The organism is Streptomyces sp. WAC05374, assembly GCF_004353505.1.
Classification (GTDB): Bacteria; Actinomycetota; Actinomycetes; order Streptomycetales; family Streptomycetaceae; genus Streptomyces.
The window spans coordinates 100088-117233 of sequence record NZ_SMNQ01000009.1 but is presented as its reverse complement, the minus strand read 5'-3'; the positions used below and the strand labels follow the sequence as shown (position 1 = coordinate 117233).

Genomic DNA, 17146 nt, shown 5'->3' with positions numbered 1-17146 from the left:
CTTCGTACCGCTGTTACGGCAGATGTGGCCGATCCGTCTCCCACCGTGCGAGACACCTGGTCCAACGGCCGAGAGCGCCCGATAAACTGTCCTCGGAACGACGCGGGGCGCAGCCCCCTGCCGGTTCCGCAAATGATCAGCCAGCAGCCGCTGCAAACCCAGGGAGCGTTGTGTCCCGTCGTCTCTTCACCTCGGAGTCCGTGACCGAGGGTCACCCCGACAAGATCGCTGACCAGATCAGCGACACCATTCTCGATGCGCTGCTGCGGGAGGACCCCACCTCCCGCGTCGCCGTGGAGACGTTGATCACCACCGGCCTGGTGCACGTGGCCGGCGAGGTGACGACCAAGGCCTACGCCGACATCCCCACGCTGGTGCGCAACAAGATCCTGGAGATCGGTTACGACTCCTCGAAGAAGGGCTTCGACGGCGCTTCCTGCGGCGTCTCCGTCTCCATCGGCGCGCAGTCCCCGGACATCGCGCAGGGTGTCGACACGGCGTACGAGAAGCGCGTCGAGGGCGACGAGGACGAGCTCGACAAGCAGGGCGCCGGCGACCAGGGCCTGATGTTCGGCTACGCCTCCGACGAGACGCCCGAGCTGATGCCGCTGCCGATCCACATCGCGCACCGGCTGTCCAAGCGCCTGACCGAGGTCCGCAAGAACGGCACCATCCCCTACCTGCGCCCCGACGGCAAGACCCAGGTCACCATCGAGTACGACGGCGACAAGGCCGTCCGCCTCGACACGGTCGTCGTCTCCTCGCAGCACGCCTCGGACATCGACCTGGAGTCGCTGCTCGCGCCCGACATCCGCGAGTTCGTCGTCGAGCACGTGCTCAAGCAGCTCCTGGACGACGGCATCAAGCTGGACACCGAGGGCTACCGGCTGCTGGTCAACCCGACCGGCCGCTTCGAGATCGGCGGCCCGATGGGCGACGCCGGCCTCACCGGACGCAAGATCATCATCGACACGTACGGCGGCATGGCCCGCCACGGCGGCGGCGCCTTCTCCGGCAAGGACCCGTCCAAGGTCGACCGCTCGGCCGCCTACGCCATGCGCTGGGTCGCCAAGAACGTCGTCGCGGCCGGCCTCGCCTCCCGCTGCGAGGTCCAGGTCGCGTACGCCATCGGCAAGGCCGAGCCGGTCGGCCTGTTCGTCGAGACCTTCGGCACCGCCAAGGTCGAGGTGGAGCGGATCGAGAACGCCATCGCCGAGGTCTTCGACCTCCGCCCGGCCGCCATCATCCGCGACCTCGACCTGCTGCGGCCGATCTACAGCCAGACCGCCGCGTACGGCCACTTCGGCCGCGAGCTCCCCGACTTCACCTGGGAGCGCACCGACCGCGTGGACGCGCTGCGCAAGGCGGCGGGGCTGTAGGCCCGCTCCCGCCCCGGCTCCGGCGACGTCCGGCATCCCCTCTCCGGGGTGCCGGACGTCGGCGTTTCAGCGGCCCGTCCGGGGAGGGCCGGTGACCGCCGACTGTCCGGCGGGACCGGCGGGACCGGCGGGACCGGCGGGTCCGGTCAGACCGGCGAGGGTGAGGGGAAACCCGACACCGTCCGAGAAGGCCGGCTCGTCCGGCGTACCGCCGGAACACCTCCGGGACCTCGTCGACCACGCCGGGCCACACCGCGTCGCGCACGCAGGGGCTCATCGGCGACTCGTGGTCGAACCCCCGGACGTACGCACCGGCGGGGGAGAAGACGATCGAGAACTCGTCCCCCGCGCCATTGCTCATCGAGGCGAGCTCCTCGGTGGCGGACCAGTGCGCGTCGAAGGTGCAGTGCCGGAACCGGGCGTCGGGGCAGAGGACGGCCTCCGGCGTCGCCAGGGCACGGCAGTGGTCGCGGAGGACGGGTATCGCGGGCAGCAGCCTCGCGGTGTCATGGACGGTCACGCGGTCATCCGAGCGCACGCCACTGACAGCGGGCGCTGTCAGTGCGCTCTGGTAGGAATGGGGCTGTGAGCAGCGACAACGGGAAGCCGGAGGCCGAGGGCGGTCGGGGGGCCGAGCCGCCCGAGCAGCTCGCGCTCATACGCGAGACCGTGCGCAAGGCCAAGGTGCCCCGCGCCAAGCCGCGCACCTGGCGGGGGGCCGCTTTGGCGAGGGAGCTGCCCGTCGCCCGGGTCGTGGTGAACAAGGGCGTGCTCCACCTCGACCAGTTCTTCGACTACGCCGTGCCCGAGGAGCTCGACGCGGTCGCGCAGCCGGGCGTGCGGGTGCGGGTCCGGTTCGGGGCCGGGGCGCACCAGGTGCGGGACGGCCGGCGCGAGGGCGGGCGGCTCATCGACGGGTTCCTGGTGGAGCGGCGGGCCGAGTCCGACTACTCGGGGCCGCTGGCCGCACTCGCCGGCGTGGTGTCGCCCGAACCGGTGCTCAGCCCGGAGCTGCTGGCGCTCGCGCGCGCGGTGGCCGACCGGTACGCCGGGAGCCTCGCCGACGTGCTGCAACTGGCCGTGCCGCCGCGCCACGTGAAGGCCGAGCGGAAGCCCTCGCCGCCCGCGCTGCCCCCGCCCGCCGCGCCGGAGCCGGGCACCTGGGGGAGGTACGAGCGGGGCGAGGCGTTCCTGGCGGCGCTGGCGGCCGGCCGCTCGCCGAGGGCCGTGTGGAACGCGCTGCCCGGCCCCCACTGGGCCGAGGAGCTGGCCCGCGCGGTGGGCGCCACCCTCGCATCGGGGCGCGGCGCGCTCGTCGTCGTGCCCGACGGGCGGGCGGCCGGGCGGGTGGACGCGGCGCTGACCGCCGTCCTGGGCGAGGGGCGGCACGCCGTGCTGACCGCCGAGGCCGGGCCCGAGAAGCGGTACGCGCAGTGGCTCGCCGTGCGGCGGGGGGCGGTGCGGGCGGTCGTGGGCACCCGGGCGGCGATGTTCGCCCCGGTGCGGGACCTGGGGCTCGTCGCCATCTGGGACGACGGGGACTCCAGCCACAGCGAGCAGCACGCGCCCCTGCCGCACGCGCGCGAGGTGCTGCTGCTGCGCGCCGCGCACGACAAGTGCGGCTTCCTGCTCGGCGGCACAAGCTGCACGGTCGAGGCGGCCCAGCTCGTGGAGAGCGGCTGGGCGCGGCCCCTGGTGGCGCCCCGCGAGCGCGTCCGGGCGGCCGCGCCGCTCGTACGGACCGTGGGCGACGGCGAACTGGCACGGGACGAGGCGGCGCGGGCGGCCCGGCTGCCGTCCCTGGCCTGGCAGGCGGCCCGGGAGGGCCTGAAGTCCGGGCCGGTGCTGGTGCAGGTGCCGCGGCGGGGGTACGTACCGCGGCTGGCGTGCGAACGGTGCCGGACGCCGGCCCGCTGCCGGCACTGCGCGGGGCCCCTGGAGGCGCCCGGGCAGCGCGAGCTGCGGTGCGGCTGGTGCGGGCGGGGCGCGCCGGACTGGCACTGCGCCGAGTGCGGTTCCGTCCGGCTGCGCGCCCAGGTGGTCGGCGCGCGGCGCACGGCGGAGGAACTGGGCCGGGCGTTCCCGGCAGTGCCGGTGCGGACGTCGGGGCGCGACCACGTGCTGGACACCGTGCCCGCCCGGCCCGCGCTGGTGGTCAGCACCCCGGGCGCCGAGCCGGTCGCCGAGGGCGGCTACGCGGCCGCGCTGCTGCTGGACGGCTGGGCCATGCTGGGGCGGGCCGACCTGCGGGCCGGCGAGGAGGCGCTGCGGCGCTGGATGGACGCGGCCTCGCTGGTGCGGGGCCAGGACGAGGGCGGCACCGTCGTGATCGTGGCCGAGCCGACGCTGCGGCCCGTGCAGGCCCTGGTGCGGTGGGACCCGGTCGGCCACGCCCAGCGCGAGCTGGCCGAGCGTGCCGAGCTGGGCTTCCCCCCGGTCTCCCGGATGGCCGCCGTGACGGGGCGGGCGGAGGCGGTGGCGGCGTTCCTGGCGGCCGCCGAACTGCCCGCCGAGGCGGAGGTGCTCGGCCCCGTACCGCTCACGCCCCCGCCGCCGGGTGCCCCGCGCCGCCCGGGGGACGCCCCGCCCGGCGAGGTCTGGGAGCGGGCCCTGCTGCGGGTCCCCCCGGGCAGCGGCGCCGCGCTGGCCGCCGCCCTCAAGGCCGCCCAGGCGGCACGGCTGGCCCGCGCCGGCGCGGAGCCGGTCCGCATCCGGGTGGATCCCCCCGACATCGGCTGACCCCCACACGGCCCGCGTGACTGGCCGGCGCGGCCGTACGCCCGCCCCTGGGAGGGGGCGGGGTGGTGCCGGGCGGGACCGGGCACAAGGCGGCCGCCCGGCCCCTGGAGGTGGGGGGCCGGGCGGCCGGGGTGGGGGTCAGCCGTTGCGCGGGCCGGGGAAGGCGCTCGGGCGGACCTCCTCGCGGAGGGTCTGGGAGCCGGACGTCGGCTGGGGCGGCATGGAGCGCGCCGCCGGGACCGAGGGCATCGTGCGCGTACCGCCCGGCTCGACGGCGTGGTCCGGCTCCGCCGTGGCCGTCTGCTGGGCCGCCGCCCGCCGGGCTCCGTAACGGCGGTGGACCGCCTGCTTGGTGACGCCGAGCGCCGAACCCACCGCGTCCCACGAGAAGCCCAGCGAGCGGTCGAAGTCCACGGCCGCGGTCACCAGGGTCTCGACGCTGTCCCGCAGCTCCTGGGCGAGCCGGACCGTGGGGGCCGGTGCCCTGCCGTAGACGACGAAGCCCGTGGAGGGGCCGGATCGCCGCGGGCGGTACACATTGCCGAGCTGGGCGGTGAGCGTGCGCAGTGCGTCCACCTGCCGGCGGACCCGCTCGATGTCCCGCACCAGCAGATGCAGGCTCGCCCGGGCTTGGGCGTCGTGGGTTGCGTGGTCGGCCATTTACAAGCCTCTCGAACCGGCGTTGAAAGGGGTGGGCCGCTCCGAGGCGGCGGCCCGTTTCGGTCAATCTGCCTTGACCAACGCGCCACCCGTGTCCGGGGTCACGCTGCGGGGGCGTATCCGCATATGCCCAGGGCGCGCACGGCGTCGTACGCCCCCCGCCGCACCGGCCCCTAAACTGGTGTGTCGCCCGCCACCGCCACCGAACAGACAGGCAGTCAGCCACTGATGAAGCTCGTCTTCGCCGGCACCCCCGAGGTCGCCGTACCCGCCCTGGACGCCCTGATCGCCTCGGACCGGCACGAGGTGGCCGCCGTCGTCACCCGGCCCGACGCCCCCGCCGGGCGCGGCCGCCGGCTCGTCGCCAGCCCCGTCGCCCAGCGTGCCGAGGAGGCCGGGATCGAGGTGCTCAAGCCCGCGAAGCCCCGCGACGAGGACTTCCTGGCACGGCTGCGCGAGATCGCCCCGGACTGCTGCCCGGTCGTGGCGTACGGCGCCCTGCTGCCGAGGGTCGCCCTCGACGTCCCCGCGCACGGCTGGGTCAACCTGCACTTCTCCCTGCTGCCCGCCTGGCGCGGCGCCGCGCCCGTGCAGCACGCGATCATGGCCGGCGACCAGGTGACCGGCGCGTCGACCTTCCAGATCGAGGAGGGGCTGGACTCCGGCCCGGTGTACGGCGTCGTCACCGAGGAGGTCCGGCCCACCGACACCAGCGGCGACCTGCTCACCCGGCTCGCCTTCGCCGGGGCCGGCCTGCTCGCCGCCACCATGGACGGCATCGAGGACGGCACGCTGAAGGCCGTGCCGCAGCCCGCCGACGGGGTCACCCTCGCCCCCAAGCTCACCGTCGAGGACGCGCACCTGGACTGGTCCGCCCCCGCCCTGCGCGTCGACCGGGTCGTACGCGGCTGCACGCCCGCCCCCGGCGCCTGGACCGTGTTCCGCGGCGAGCGGCTCAAGGTCGTCCAGGCGGCCCTGGTCCAGGACCGCGCGGACCTGGCGCCCGGCGAGCTGTCGGCGGCCAAGAACAACGTGTACGTCGGCACCGGCTCGCACGCCGTGGAGCTGCTGTGGGTCCAGCCCCAGGGCAAGAAGCCGATGCGCGGCGCGGACTGGGCCCGCGGCGTACGGATCGCCCCGGGGGAGAGCGTCGGCCGGACCGACGTAGGCTGAAAGGGAACGAGCCTCACCGAAAAGCGGAGCACCTTTTGAGCGAGCAGTCCCGTCGCCGTCCCTCCAAGCCGTACCGCCGACCCAAGAAGGACCCGGTACGCGTCCTGGCGTTCGAGGCGCTGCGCGCCGTCGACGAGCGGGACGCGTACGCCAACCTCGTCCTGCCGCCGCTGCTGAAGAAGGCGCGGGAGAAGGAGGGCTTCGACGGCCGGGACGCGGCGCTCGCCACCGAGCTGGTGTACGGCACGCTGCGCCGGCAGGGCACGTACGACGCGGTCATCGCGGCCTGCATCGACCGGCCGCTGCGCGAGGTCGACCCGCCGGTCCTGGACGTGCTCTCGCTGGGCGCGCACCAGCTCCTCGGGACGCGCATCCCCACGCACGCGGCGGTGTCGGCGAGCGTGGAGCTGGCGCGGGTGGTGCTCGGCGACGGGCGGGCCAAGTTCGTCAACGCCGTACTCCGCAGGATCGCGCAGCGGGACCTCGACGCCTGGCTGGAGGAGGTGGCCCCGCCGTACGACGAGGACGCCGAGGACCACCTGGCGGTCGTGCACTCGCACCCCCGCTGGGTCGTCTCCGCGCTGTGGGACGCCCTCGGCGGCGGCCGCGCCGGGATCGAGGACCTGCTGGAGGCCGACAACGAGCGGCCCGAGGTCACGCTGGTCGCCCGCCCCGGCCGGTCCACCCCGGCCGAGCTGCTGGACGTGCTCGGGGACGAGGCGGGCCTGCCGGGCCGCTGGTCCCCCTACGCCGTGCGGCTGGCCGAGGGCGGCGAGCCGGGCGCGATCGACGCGGTGCGCGAGGGCAGGGCGGGCGTGCAGGACGAGGGCAGCCAGCTCGTGGCCATCGCCCTGGCGAACGCCCCGCTCGACGGCCCCGACCGGCGCTGGCTCGACGGCTGCGCGGGCCCCGGCGGCAAGGCGGCCCTCCTCGGCGCCCTGGCCGCCGGACGCGGCGCCGCCCTGCTCGCCTCCGAGAAGCAGCCGCACCGTGCCCGGCTGGTCGACCGCGCGCTGACCGGCAACCCGGGCCCGTACCAGGTCATCACCGCCGACGGCACCCGCCCGCCGTGGCGCCCCGGCTCGTTCGACCGCGTCCTGGTGGACGTGCCGTGCTCGGGCCTGGGCGCCCTGCGCCGCCGACCCGAGGCCCGCTGGCGCCGCCGGCCGGAGGACATGGAGGGCTTCGCCCCGCTGCAACGCGCCCTGCTCACCGAGGCCTTGCAGGCCGCCCGGGTCGGCGGGGTGGTCGGCTACGCGACCTGTTCGCCGCACCTGGCGGAGACCCGGGTCGTGGTCGACGACGTCCTCAAGAAGCACGGCGGCGCGGAGCTGATCGACGCCAGGCCCCTCATGCCGGGCGTGCCCGCGCTCGGCGACGGCCCCGACGTACAGCTCTGGCCGCACCTGCACGGGACGGACGCGATGTACCTGGCGCTGCTCCGCCGCACGGCCTGAGGCCGGCGATACGCCGGGATTGCGGTATGTGTGCCGGGTCCCGTCAAGGTCACCCGGGCATCGGGTAAAAGAAACCCCATGGGACATGGCAGGCTTGGCACATGGCCCAGATCAACCCCAGCATCCTGTCCGCCGATTTCGCCCGTCTCGCCGAGGAGGCGAAGGCCGTCGAGGGCGCCGACTGGCTCCACGTCGACGTCATGGACAACCACTTCGTGCCCAACCTCACCCTGGGCGTGCCCGTCGTGGAGTCGCTCGCCCGGGCGACGGACACCCCGCTGGACTGCCACCTGATGATCGAGGACCCGGACCGCTGGGCCCCGCAGTACGTGGAGGCGGGGGCCGGCTCGGTCACCTTCCACGTGGAGGCGGCCGCCGCCCCGGTCCGGCTGGCCCGCGAGATCCGGGCCAAGGGGGCCCGGGCGTCGATGGCGCTGAAGCCGGCCACCCCCATCGAGCCGTTCGAGGACCTGCTCCCCGAGCTGGACATGCTGCTGATCATGACCGTGGAGCCGGGCTTCGGCGGCCAGGCCTTCCTGGACATCATGCTGCCGAAGATCCGCCGCACCCGTGAGCTGATCTCCAAGCACGGTCTGGAGCTCTGGCTCCAGGTCGACGGCGGCGTCTCGGCGTCCACCATCGAGCGGTGCGCGGAGGCGGGCGCCGACGTCTTCGTCGCCGGTTCCGCCGTGTACGGGGCCGAGGACCCGGCCGCCGCGGTGCGGGCGCTGCGCGAGCAGGCCACCGCGGCGACCGCCACGGCCGCCTGGGCGTGCGGCCACTGAGCCACGGGTGGACCACGGGCAGATGAACGCAGCCCAACAGGACCGATCACGGACCGCCGGATCTGCAAGGATGGCGATCCGAAATGTGAACAGCAGTGAGGAGATCGCGGTGTCTGCTATGTCGGCGGGACGGCCAGCCCTGCGGATGGGACCCGCGGAGCTGGTGCAGGCGGCGGCCATGGCCCGTCGCTTCTATCTCGAGGGCAAGTCCAAGATCCAGATCGCGGAGGAGTTCGGCGTCAGCCGCTTCAAGGTCGCGCGGGTGCTGGAGACCGCTCTGGAGCGTGACCTCGTACGCATCGAGATCCGCGTACCCGCCGAGCTGGACGCCGAGCGCTCCGACGCGCTGCGCGCCCGCTACGGGCTGCGTCACGCCGTGGTCGTCGAGTCACCGCCGGAGGGGGAGGACGCCTCGCCCGACCCGGAGAACCTGGGCGAGGTCGCGGCCGACCTGCTCGGCGAGCTGGTGGCCGAGGGCGACGTCCTGGGCCTGGCCTGGGGCCGCTCCACCATCCACATGGCGGCCGCCCTCGACCGGCTGCCGCCCTGCACGGTCGTCCAGCTCACGGGCGTGTACGACGCGGGTACGGCCGAGCGCGGCTCGGTGGAGGCGGTACGGCGCGCCGCCCAGGTCTCCGGCGGCGAGGCGCACCCCATCTACGCGCCGATGCTGCTGCCCGACCCGGCCACCGCGTCGGCGCTGCGCAGCCAGACCGGCATCGCCCGCGCCTTCGAGTACTTCGACAAGGTGACGGTCGCCGCGGTGTCCATCGGCTCCTGGGAGCCGGGCATCTCGACCGTCCACGACATGCTCACGGACGAGGAGCGGGCGCACTACGCCTCGCTGGGCGTCGCGGCCGAGATGTCCGCCCACCTCTTCGACGCGAACGGCCGCCGGGTCGGACGCGACCTGGGGGAGCGGTGCATCACGGTCGAGGCCGACCGGCTGCGCCGCATCCCGGAGGTCGTGGCCATCGCGGGCGGCGCCCGCAAGGCCGCGGCCATCGGCGCGGTGCTCCGGTCCGGGCTGGTCACCAGCCTGGTCACGGACACCATGGCGGCGGACTACCTGCTCACCGAGTTCACCCCCGGCCCCCGCCCGGCCCTGGACCGCGCGGACCCGGACGAGTAGCACGCGGGCGGCCCTGTGCCGGACCCGGTCGGCCCGTGGCCCTGGAGGAACCTACGAGGGGTTCCTCCAGGGCCTGTGCCTTTCGCCCGGGGCGTACGCGCGTGCGGCCATGGGAGAATGAAGTACGTGCGTTTTCCCCCCGGCTGAAATGCCCGGGGGCCAACTCCGAACGACTGGGATGTTCAGCACGTGCGTTTCCTCAATGACCTGAAGCCGCCGTACGACCTCACGTACGACGACGTATTCATGGTGCCTAGCCGCTCGGCCGTGGGCTCCCGCCAGGGCGTCGACCTGTCCTCCCCCGACGGCACCGGGACCACCATCCCGCTGGTCGTCGCCAACATGACCGCCATCGCGGGCCGCCGGATGGCCGAGACCGTCGCCCGCCGCGGTGGCCTCGTGGTCATCCCCCAGGACATTCCGATCGAGGTCGTCACCGACGTCATCACCTGGGTCAAGAGCCGCCACCACGTGCTCGACACCCCGATCGTGCTCGACCCGCACCAGACCGTCGCCGACGCCCTGTCGCTGCTGCCCAAGCGCGCGCACAACGCCGGCGTCGTCGTGGACGCCGACCAGCGGCCCATCGGTGTCGTCACCGACGCGGACCTGAGCGGCGTGGACCGCTTCACCCAGCTCTCCGAGATCATGTCCACGGACCTGCTGCTCCTCGACGCGGACATGGACCCGCGCGAGGCGTTCAACACCCTGGACCACCACAACCGCCGGTACGCCCCGGCCGTGGACGAGGACGGCCGCCTCGCCGGCATCCTCACCCGCAAGGGCGCCCTGCGCGCCACCCTGTACAGCCCGGCCGTCGACGCGCAGGGCAAGCTGCGCATCGCCGCCGCCGTCGGCATCAACGGCGACGTGGCGGGCAAGGCCAAGCAGCTCCTCGACGCGGGCGTCGACACGCTCGTCATCGACACGGCGCACGGCCACCAGGAGTCGATGATCAGCGCGATCCGGACCGTCCGCGGCCTGGACCCGCACGTGCCGATCGTCGCCGGCAACATCGTCGCCGCCGAGGGCGTGCGCGACCTCGTCGAGGCCGGCGCGGACATCATCAAGGTCGGTGTGGGACCCGGCGCCATGTGCACCACCCGCATGATGACCGGCGTGGGCCGCCCCCAGTTCTCCGCCGTCCTCGAGTGCGCCGCCGAGGCGAAGAAGTACGGCAAGCACGTGTGGGCCGACGGCGGTGTCCGCCACCCGCGCGACGTCGCCATGGCCCTGGCCGCCGGCGCGTCGAACGTGATGATCGGCTCCTGGTTCGCCGGTACGTACGAGTCCCCGGGCGACCTCCAGCAGGACGCCAACGGCCGCCTGTACAAGGAGTCGTTCGGCATGGCCTCCGCGCGTGCCGTCCGCAACCGTACGAGCGAGGAGTCCGCCTACGACCGGGCCCGCAAGGCCGTCTTCGAGGAGGGCATCTCGCACTCGCGGATGTTCCTCGACCCGGCGCGCCCGGGCGTCGAGGACCTGATCGACTCGATCATCGCGGGTGTCCGCTCGTCCTGCACGTACGCAGGCGCGGGCTCCCTGGAGGAGTTCGCCGAGAAGGCCATCGTGGGCATCCAGAGCGCCGCCGGTTACGCCGAGGGCAAGCCGCTGCACGCAAGCTGGAGCTGACGCGCCATCAGGCCACGGGAGGGCCGTTTCTCGCCACGTGTGAGAAGCGGCCCTCCGCTTTTTCCGTTCGGGCGGCAGTTCCCATGCGTGCTCCGCCGGAAGAGGGGTACACGCGCCTTGCGAACGTACCGTGAAGACCTAGGGAGGGTGCAGAGTCCATGGCGACCACGATCTCGGCCGGTACCGCCCGGCAGACGACGACGGACCTGCCGGAGATCCGGAACCCCGGCGAGGTGGCTCCGAAGGACGCGAAGGAGCTGTCGAAGCAGTTCTTCGACCGGCTGGCGGTGCTCGAGGAAGGCACGGAGGAGTACCAATACGTCCGCAACACCCTCATCGAGCTCAACCTGTCCCTGGTCAAGTACGCGGCGACGCGCTTCCGCAACCGGTCCGACCAGATGGAGGACATCATCCAGGTCGGCACCATCGGCCTGATCAAGGCGATCGACCGCTTCGACCTGAGCCGCGAGGTCGAGTTCACGACCTTCGCGATGCCGTGCGTCATCGGTGAGATCAAGCGGTTCTTCCGTGACACGAGCTGGTCGGTGCACGTTCCGCGCCGGCTCCAGGAGCTGCGCATCGACATCGCCCGCGCGACCGACGAGTTGTTCCAGCGCCTCGACCGCTCTCCGACCCCGGCCGAACTGGCCGAGCACCTCGGGATGGAGGAGGACGAGATCCTCGAAGGGCTCGTCGCCTCGAACGGGTACACGGCCGGCTCCATCGACCTGCCGCTCGACGACAGCGGCGACAACTCCTCCGAGACCCTCAGCGACCGGCTGGGCGAGCCGGACCGCGAACTGGAGATCGTGGAGAACGTCCAGGCGCTGAAGCCGCTCATCGAGCAGTTCGACGAGCGGGACCGTCGCATCCTGAGGATGCGGTACGTGGACGAGATGACGCAGTCCGAGATCGGCGCCGAGCTGGGTGTCTCCCAGATGCACGTGTCCCGGCTGCTGTCCCGGATCACCACACGGCTGAGGGAAGGCCTACTGGCCGTCGAGTGACCTGACGGAATGTCCGACGACGCCCGGGGCGCCCCGCCCCGGGCGTCGTCGGACGTCGGGCCCGGTACCCGGGCGGTACGGGGGCCGGCAGCGGTGCGGGGGGCGGGGCCGTGCGGGGGCGGACAGGCCGCGGACGGGCCCGCGTGGCCTTCCAGGGCCCGCGTGGCCTTCCAGGGGTAGGACCGCAGCGGCACGGCTCGGGCGGCCGGGAGGCGGCGGAGGCGGGACGGCTCGGGCGGCCGGGGGGCGGCGGAGGCGAGATGGCTCGGGCGGCCGGGGGGCGGCGGAGGCGAGATGGCTCGGGCGGCCGGGGGGCGGCGGAGGCGGGACGGCTCGGGCGGCCGGGGGGCGGCGGAGGCGGGACGGCTCGGGCGGCCGGGAGGCCGCAAGGAGTGGGCGGCTCAGGCGGCCTCGGGCGCGCGCGACCAGACGGCGCGGACCGTCTTGCCCGCCGAGCGCGGCTGGACCTCCACCCGGCCCGCGAGGCTCAGGATCATCGGCCAGCCGAAGCCGCCACCGCCCTCGAAGTCGGGGGCACGCGCCTCGGGCGCGGCCGGGGACGAGTCGTCCACCTCCACGGTCAGCTCACCGTGCTCGGCCCGCAGCCGCAGACGCCACCAGCCGTCCGTGTGGCGCAGGGCGTTGGCCGTCAGCTCCGTGACGACGAGCTGCACCGCGTCCAGGTCCGCCCACGGGCAGTGCTCGGCCACGAAGCGTGCGGCTGTGTCACGGGCCGATGCACAGTCCACGTACGGCGAAATCACGACAACCACGAGCGACTCCTTCATCCATCACCGCTCGCTTACCCACATCGCGTGCCTTAACCACGGACCTGGCGAGGATCAGCCCGTCACCCGCCGCACGGTCAGGGCGACGGTGTCGTCCGGGTGCAGGATGACCGTGTGCATCTCGTCCGCGATGGCCGCCGGGACCTCCTCTATCGGCCGGTGCCGGTGGCGGGCCGCCGCCCGCGCCAGGCGCTGCTCGCCCTCCCGGGGATCGCGGCGGCTCTCGGTCAGCCCGTCCGTGTAGAGCAGCAGCAGGTCCCCGGGGCCGAGCCGGTCGCGCAGCAGCTTCTCGCTGCCCGGCAGCGGGAAGCCGATGCCCCGGCCGCGCACCTCCAGCAGGGACGACTCGCCGTCCTCCCGTACGAGGAGGGCCGGCGGATGACTGCCGTTGGCCAGCACCAGCTCCCCGCTGCGCGGGTCCAGCCGGACGAGCTGCACGGTGGCCATCAGCTCGTGGTCGAACGTCGCCAGCACCTCGTCCGTCCTGGCGACGATCGACTCCAGGGGGTGCCCCTCCAGGGCGAGGGTGCGCACCGCGTGCGTGACGTTGAGCGCGCTGCGCGTACTGGTCAGTCCGTGCCCCAGGGCGTCCACGACCGTGATGTGCACGGTGCCGTCCGGCAGGACGAACCAGTCGTACAGGTCACCGCCGGTGGGGGCGTGCTTCTCCGCCGGCTCGTAGTGCACGGCCATCTCCAGGCCCGGCACCCGCGCCGGCGGCGGGCGCAGCGCGTCCTCGAGCTGGCGCAGTATCCGGCCGTGCGCCTGCCGGAGCTGCTCGTCGCGCTCCTCGAGCTGGACGTACAGGGCCAGCACGCCGCTGTTCGTCTCGGCCAGCTCGTGCTTGAGGCGCTGGTGGTCGTCGGCGAGCGCGTCCACCCGGTCGACGGCCGCGCTCAGCTCCTCCTCCAGCAGCTCCACCAGACCGGGCGGATCGCCCGCCGGGACGTTCCCGTCGGGCGCGGCGGGGACGGGCACCCGCCACACGACGTCCGTGCCGGGCAGCCGCTCCGGCGGCAGCGGCAGCCCCTCCAGGGACGGCCGGCGCGGCGCGTGGGGGAGGTGCAGCCGTACGGTCAGCCGCTCGTCGGCCCGGCCGGACGGCTGCGGCGGCACGGTTTCCAGCAGCACGGGCCGGCCGGCCAGCAGCTCGGGGCGGGCCACCCGGGTCGCCGACAGCGCCAGCCGGGAGCGCAGCTCCACGGGCAGGCCGGCCCGGTGCGCGAGACGGCGCAGCGCGCTGCGCAGCCCGGCGAGCGAGTGGAGGGTGGTGATCTGCGGTTTCATGGTTCTCTCCGCTCCGGGCCGAGGGTGAGGACGGTCGCGTCGTCCCGGCTGCGGCGGTGTTCGTGGACCAGGGCGCCGGCGAGCAGCGGCGCGGGCAGTCCGGTGAGGAAGGGGGCCGGGGCGTGCGTCCAGCGGCCGTCGACGCCGTCGCTGTGCAGCAGGGCGACGGTGCCCGGCTCGGCGGGGACGCGCTGCACCCGCGGCTCGGGCATGTTCCAGCCGACCACCCCCGGCTGGCCGCCGAAGCGCTGACGGATGCCGTCACGCGCCAGCAGCAGGGTGCGCACATTGCCGATCGCGCACTGCTCGACGCCGTCCGCCGACAGCCGCAGCAGCCCGACCGCCGCGCCCCGGCTGCGCCGCAGCGCCCGGTGCATCGCGCGCAGGAGCTGCGGCAGCGGCTGCGCGGGGTCGCGGTGGAAGGCGCGCACCGCCAGCTCGGCCGCCTCGGCGGCGGGTCCGCCGTGCCCGAGCCCGTCCACGACCAGCGCGGTGCGCACGCCGCCGGTGACGGCGAGGCCCCAGGAGTCGCCGCAGGCGGTCTCCCCGTCGGCGGGGACGCGGACCGCGCCCACGCAGGGCGTGCCCTCGGCGGGCCCGCCGCCGGGCGTGCCCAGCCGGGCGGAGACGACGGTCCCCGTGCCCGGCCTGGTGCGCACGGCGAACTCGTCGGCGATCCGGCGCACCGCGCCCAGGCCGGAGCCCAGCGTGTTGCTGGTGGTGTACCCGTCGGTGAGGCACTGCTCCAGGTCGGCCATGCCCGGGCCCCGGTCCACGGCGATGATCTCCACGCCGGTGCGCAGCGGCAGCGGCTGGATGTAGAGCGCGCCGTTCTGGGCGTGCTTGGCCACGTTGCCGGCCAGCTCGCTGGCGAGCACGGCGGCCTGGTCCGGCAGGGCCCCGGCGAGCCCCTGGTCCAGCGCCGTCCGGCGCGCGGTGGAGGCCGCGAGCTGGACGGCGCTGTAGTGGTCGACCGGGATGTGGGCGGTGACGGACACGGGTGAGCCCGGGCCCATCAGCGGTCGTTCCAGCGGGTGACGACCACGGTGGTGCCCTCGCCGGGGCCGCTGCGCACCTGGAACTCGTGCATCAGCCGCCGGGCGCCGCCCAGGCCGTGCCCGAGCCCGGTTCCCGTGGTGTACCCGTCGATGAGCGCCGTCTCCACGTCCGCGATGCCGGGCCCGTCGTCCTGGACGGTCAGCCGCAGCCCCTTCCGCCCGGACCGCGTGAGGACCTGGATCTCCAGGGCGCCGCCGCCTCCGTGGACGTAGGCGTTGCGGGCGAGCTCACTGGCGGCCGTGACGATCCTCGTCTGGTCGACGAGCCCGAAGCCGGCCTCCACGGTGGCGGCCCGCACGGCGTGGCGCACCGTCAGCAAGTCCTCCTCCGAGGCGACCTCGAACCGGGAGCCCCGGCCGTAGCGGCCGTCGGGGCACTCGGACTCCAGGGACATGCCACCGGACATGGCTGACATGCCGGAGAAGTCCGGGCCGCCGGACGTGGTGGTCGTCGCACCGGACGGGCCCGGGGCGCCCCGCGTACCGGACGGGTCCGGCGGCCCCGACGTACCGGAGGTTTCCGTCGTGCCGGACGAGCCGGACGTGCCTGTCGCCGGGGTGCGCTGGGCGATCAGCTCGGAACCGGGTGTCGCGACCCGTTCACCGCGGAGCGTCACGTCGGACCTCCCCCGGGGGTTGGGGCATGCGGTGCCAGCCGAGTGCTGTCAGGCCCTGCTCCGCGTTGAGGGCGGTCTCCACGCCGGTGAGCTGGAGCCCCAGCTCGACCAGGGTGATGGCGACCGCGGGCCGCATACCGGCCACGATCACCCGGGCACCGAGGAGGCGGGCCATGGTGGTCAGCTCCATCAGGGTGCGCGCCACGAAGGAGTCGATGATCTCCAGCCGGGAGATGTCGATCAGCACGCCACGGGCGCCGTCACCGACGATCCGCTCGGTGAGCTCGTCGGTGAAGTCGACCGCCGACTGGTCGTCCAGCTCGTTGAGCAGCCCGGTGATCAGCACGTCGCCGAGCCGCAGGATCGGTACGCCGGTGGCGCGGGAGGCCGTCACGCGGTCACCGGCCGGGAGCCGCCCTGCCCGACGGCCGGCTGGTCGGTCAGCCGGATGGCGGCAGCCAGGGCGTCCGCGAGGGTCGCCCGGGTCAGGATGGTCGACAGGTCGATGCCCAACTGCGCGATGGTCTGGGCGATGGGCGGACGGATTCCGCTGATCACGCAGTCGGCGCCCATCAGCCGTACCGCGTTGACGGTGTGCATCAGGTGCTGGGCGACCGCGGTGTCGACGGCCGGCACACCGGTGATGTCGATGATGGCGACCTGGGCCTCGTTGTCCTGGATGGCCTGGAGCAGGCTCTCCATCACCACCTGCGTACGGGCGGTGTCCAGCGTGCCGATCAGCGGTACGGCCAGGACGTGCCGCCACAGCCGCACCACGGGCGTGGAGACCTCCAGGAGCTGACGGCTCTGCCGCTGGATGATGTCCTCGCGCCCCTCCACGTACGTCTCGAACGAGAGCACGCCGGCCGCGTCGAGCAGCCGGTTGACCAGGATGGCGGCCGAGAACAGCTCGGCCGAGTCGCGGGTGGTGTGCTGGACGGCGGAGAGCAGCGCCTCCTTGAGCGACAGGACCGCCAGGGAGGTGGCGGTCGGTGAGGCACCCGCCCGCGCGCGGCGCAGCGAGAGCTCTATCACCGTCTGGCGCAGCTCGTTCCGGGACGTCACCAGTCGTTCCACCGGCACGTCGCTGGCCAGGCCGGCGGCGAGGGCGGAGATCAACAGATCGGCCTCCTCGCGCACCTCGTGCTCACTCATGTCGGTACTGAGCACCGCCTGCTCGAGCTGGAGCCGGACCCACCGGTCCGCGATCTCCTCCTCGCGTTCCCGCAGGGCCTCACAGAGGCGGTCCCGCACGCTCGACTCGCTGGTGTTCACAAGCACCTCTCGCAATCGGAAACAGGACGGGCGGGTTTCCGCGGCAAGGTGCCGGAAACATCGACCAGTTGACCGCCCGGCCGGTTTCTCGTGTTCAACGGCGTCTGGATCGTAGTGGCCGCGCGGCGCAGGGGAGAAACGTGACTTCTCCGCGCTC

Annotated in this window: 15 protein-coding genes; 8 read left to right on the top strand and 7 right to left on the bottom strand. The window is 74.0% G+C overall.

Annotated features, from left to right (window positions below; translation table 11 throughout):
- Positions 1 to 170 precede the first annotated feature (170 nt).
- Together metK and E2B92_RS18950 are read left to right on the top strand one after the other, a co-directional pair.
- Complete coding sequence (gene metK / locus E2B92_RS18955) at positions 171 to 1379, top strand: methionine adenosyltransferase (protein WP_126884504.1); 1209 nt, start codon at positions 171 to 173, stop codon at positions 1377 to 1379.
- 585 nt (positions 1380 to 1964) lie between these two features.
- Positions 1965 to 4118: a primosomal protein N' gene (locus tag E2B92_RS18950; RefSeq protein WP_126884503.1), complete on the top strand. Its 2154-nt coding sequence runs from the start codon at positions 1965 to 1967 to the stop codon at positions 4116 to 4118.
- Positions 4119 to 4256: 138 nt separating this feature from the next.
- On the opposite strand, the gene E2B92_RS18945 is transcribed toward E2B92_RS18950, so the two are convergent.
- A complete protein-coding gene (locus E2B92_RS18945; protein ID WP_126888995.1) occupies positions 4257 to 4778 on the bottom strand; it encodes a hypothetical protein in 522 nt (173 codons plus the stop codon).
- A 228-nt stretch (positions 4779 to 5006) separates the two neighbouring features.
- Between E2B92_RS18945 and fmt the strand changes: the two genes are divergently transcribed.
- From fmt to E2B92_RS18915, 6 genes are all read left to right on the top strand, one after another.
- Complete coding sequence (fmt, locus tag E2B92_RS18940) at positions 5007 to 5951, top strand: methionyl-tRNA formyltransferase (protein ID WP_126888996.1); 945 nt, start codon at positions 5007 to 5009, stop codon at positions 5949 to 5951.
- Positions 5952 to 5986: 35 nt separating this feature from the next.
- Complete coding sequence (locus E2B92_RS18935; protein ID WP_126888997.1) at positions 5987 to 7408, top strand: RsmB/NOP family class I SAM-dependent RNA methyltransferase; 1422 nt, start codon at positions 5987 to 5989, stop codon at positions 7406 to 7408.
- Between the two features lie 101 nt (positions 7409 to 7509).
- Entirely contained in the window at positions 7510 to 8193 is a 684-nt protein-coding gene (rpe, locus tag E2B92_RS18930; protein ID WP_126888998.1) for a ribulose-phosphate 3-epimerase, read from the top strand.
- 85 nt (positions 8194 to 8278) lie between these two features.
- Complete coding sequence (locus E2B92_RS18925) at positions 8279 to 9325, top strand: sugar-binding transcriptional regulator (protein ID WP_185923779.1); 1047 nt, start codon at positions 8279 to 8281, stop codon at positions 9323 to 9325.
- Between the two features lie 189 nt (positions 9326 to 9514).
- Positions 9515 to 10957 (top strand): GuaB1 family IMP dehydrogenase-related protein, encoded by a 1443-nt coding sequence (locus E2B92_RS18920; RefSeq protein WP_126888999.1) that lies wholly within the window; start codon positions 9515 to 9517, stop codon positions 10955 to 10957.
- A 158-nt stretch (positions 10958 to 11115) separates the two neighbouring features.
- On the top strand, positions 11116 to 11964 hold the full coding sequence (locus tag E2B92_RS18915; protein ID WP_126889000.1) for an RNA polymerase sigma factor SigF: 849 nt from the start codon (positions 11116 to 11118) through the stop codon (positions 11962 to 11964).
- Between the two features lie 401 nt (positions 11965 to 12365).
- On the opposite strand, the gene E2B92_RS18910 is transcribed toward E2B92_RS18915, so the two are convergent.
- From E2B92_RS18910 to E2B92_RS18885, 6 genes are all read right to left on the bottom strand, one after another.
- Positions 12366 to 12737, bottom strand: coding sequence for an ATP-binding protein (locus E2B92_RS18910; RefSeq protein ID WP_235023884.1), 372 nt, complete (start codon positions 12735 to 12737; stop codon positions 12366 to 12368).
- A gap of 69 nt (positions 12738 to 12806) precedes the next feature.
- Positions 12807 to 14039, bottom strand: a complete 1233-nt coding sequence (locus E2B92_RS18905; RefSeq protein WP_126884821.1) for a PP2C family protein-serine/threonine phosphatase — start codon at positions 14037 to 14039, stop codon at positions 12807 to 12809.
- Positions 14036 to 15037 (bottom strand): ATP-binding protein, encoded by a 1002-nt coding sequence (locus E2B92_RS18900; RefSeq protein WP_235023883.1) that lies wholly within the window; start codon positions 15035 to 15037, stop codon positions 14036 to 14038. The genes E2B92_RS18905 and E2B92_RS18900 overlap by 4 nt, the downstream gene beginning before the upstream one ends.
- 17 nt (positions 15038 to 15054) lie before the next feature.
- Positions 15055 to 15714, bottom strand: a complete 660-nt coding sequence (locus E2B92_RS18895; RefSeq protein WP_399431363.1) for an ATP-binding protein — start codon at positions 15712 to 15714, stop codon at positions 15055 to 15057.
- Positions 15698 to 16108 carry an STAS domain-containing protein gene (locus tag E2B92_RS18890; protein WP_126884819.1) on the bottom strand — a complete coding sequence of 137 codons (411 nt, stop codon included), beginning with the start codon at positions 16106 to 16108 and terminating at the stop codon, positions 15698 to 15700. Before E2B92_RS18890 ends, E2B92_RS18895 begins: the two co-directional genes overlap by 17 nt.
- A complete protein-coding gene (locus E2B92_RS18885; RefSeq protein WP_126884818.1) occupies positions 16105 to 16989 on the bottom strand; it encodes an STAS domain-containing protein in 885 nt (294 codons plus the stop codon). Before E2B92_RS18885 ends, E2B92_RS18890 begins: the two co-directional genes overlap by 4 nt.
- Positions 16990 to 17146: the final 157 nt, after the last annotated feature.

What these genes read in the sequence shown, in the direction of transcription:
- E2B92_RS18945 (WP_126888995.1), bottom strand. Translation starts at nt 4,778, where the DNA reads ATGGCCGACCACGCAACCCACGACGCCCAAGCCCGGGCGAGCCTGCAT.
- fmt (WP_126888996.1), top strand. Translation starts at nt 5,007, where the DNA reads ATGAAGCTCGTCTTCGCCGGCACCCCCGAGGTCGCCGTACCCGCCCTG.
- rpe (WP_126888998.1), top strand. Translation starts at nt 7,510, where the DNA reads ATGGCCCAGATCAACCCCAGCATCCTGTCCGCCGATTTCGCCCGTCTC.
- E2B92_RS18915 (WP_126889000.1), top strand. Translation starts at nt 11,116, where the DNA reads ATGGCGACCACGATCTCGGCCGGTACCGCCCGGCAGACGACGACGGAC.
- E2B92_RS18905 (WP_126884821.1), bottom strand. Translation starts at nt 14,039, where the DNA reads ATGAAACCGCAGATCACCACCCTCCACTCGCTCGCCGGGCTGCGCAGC.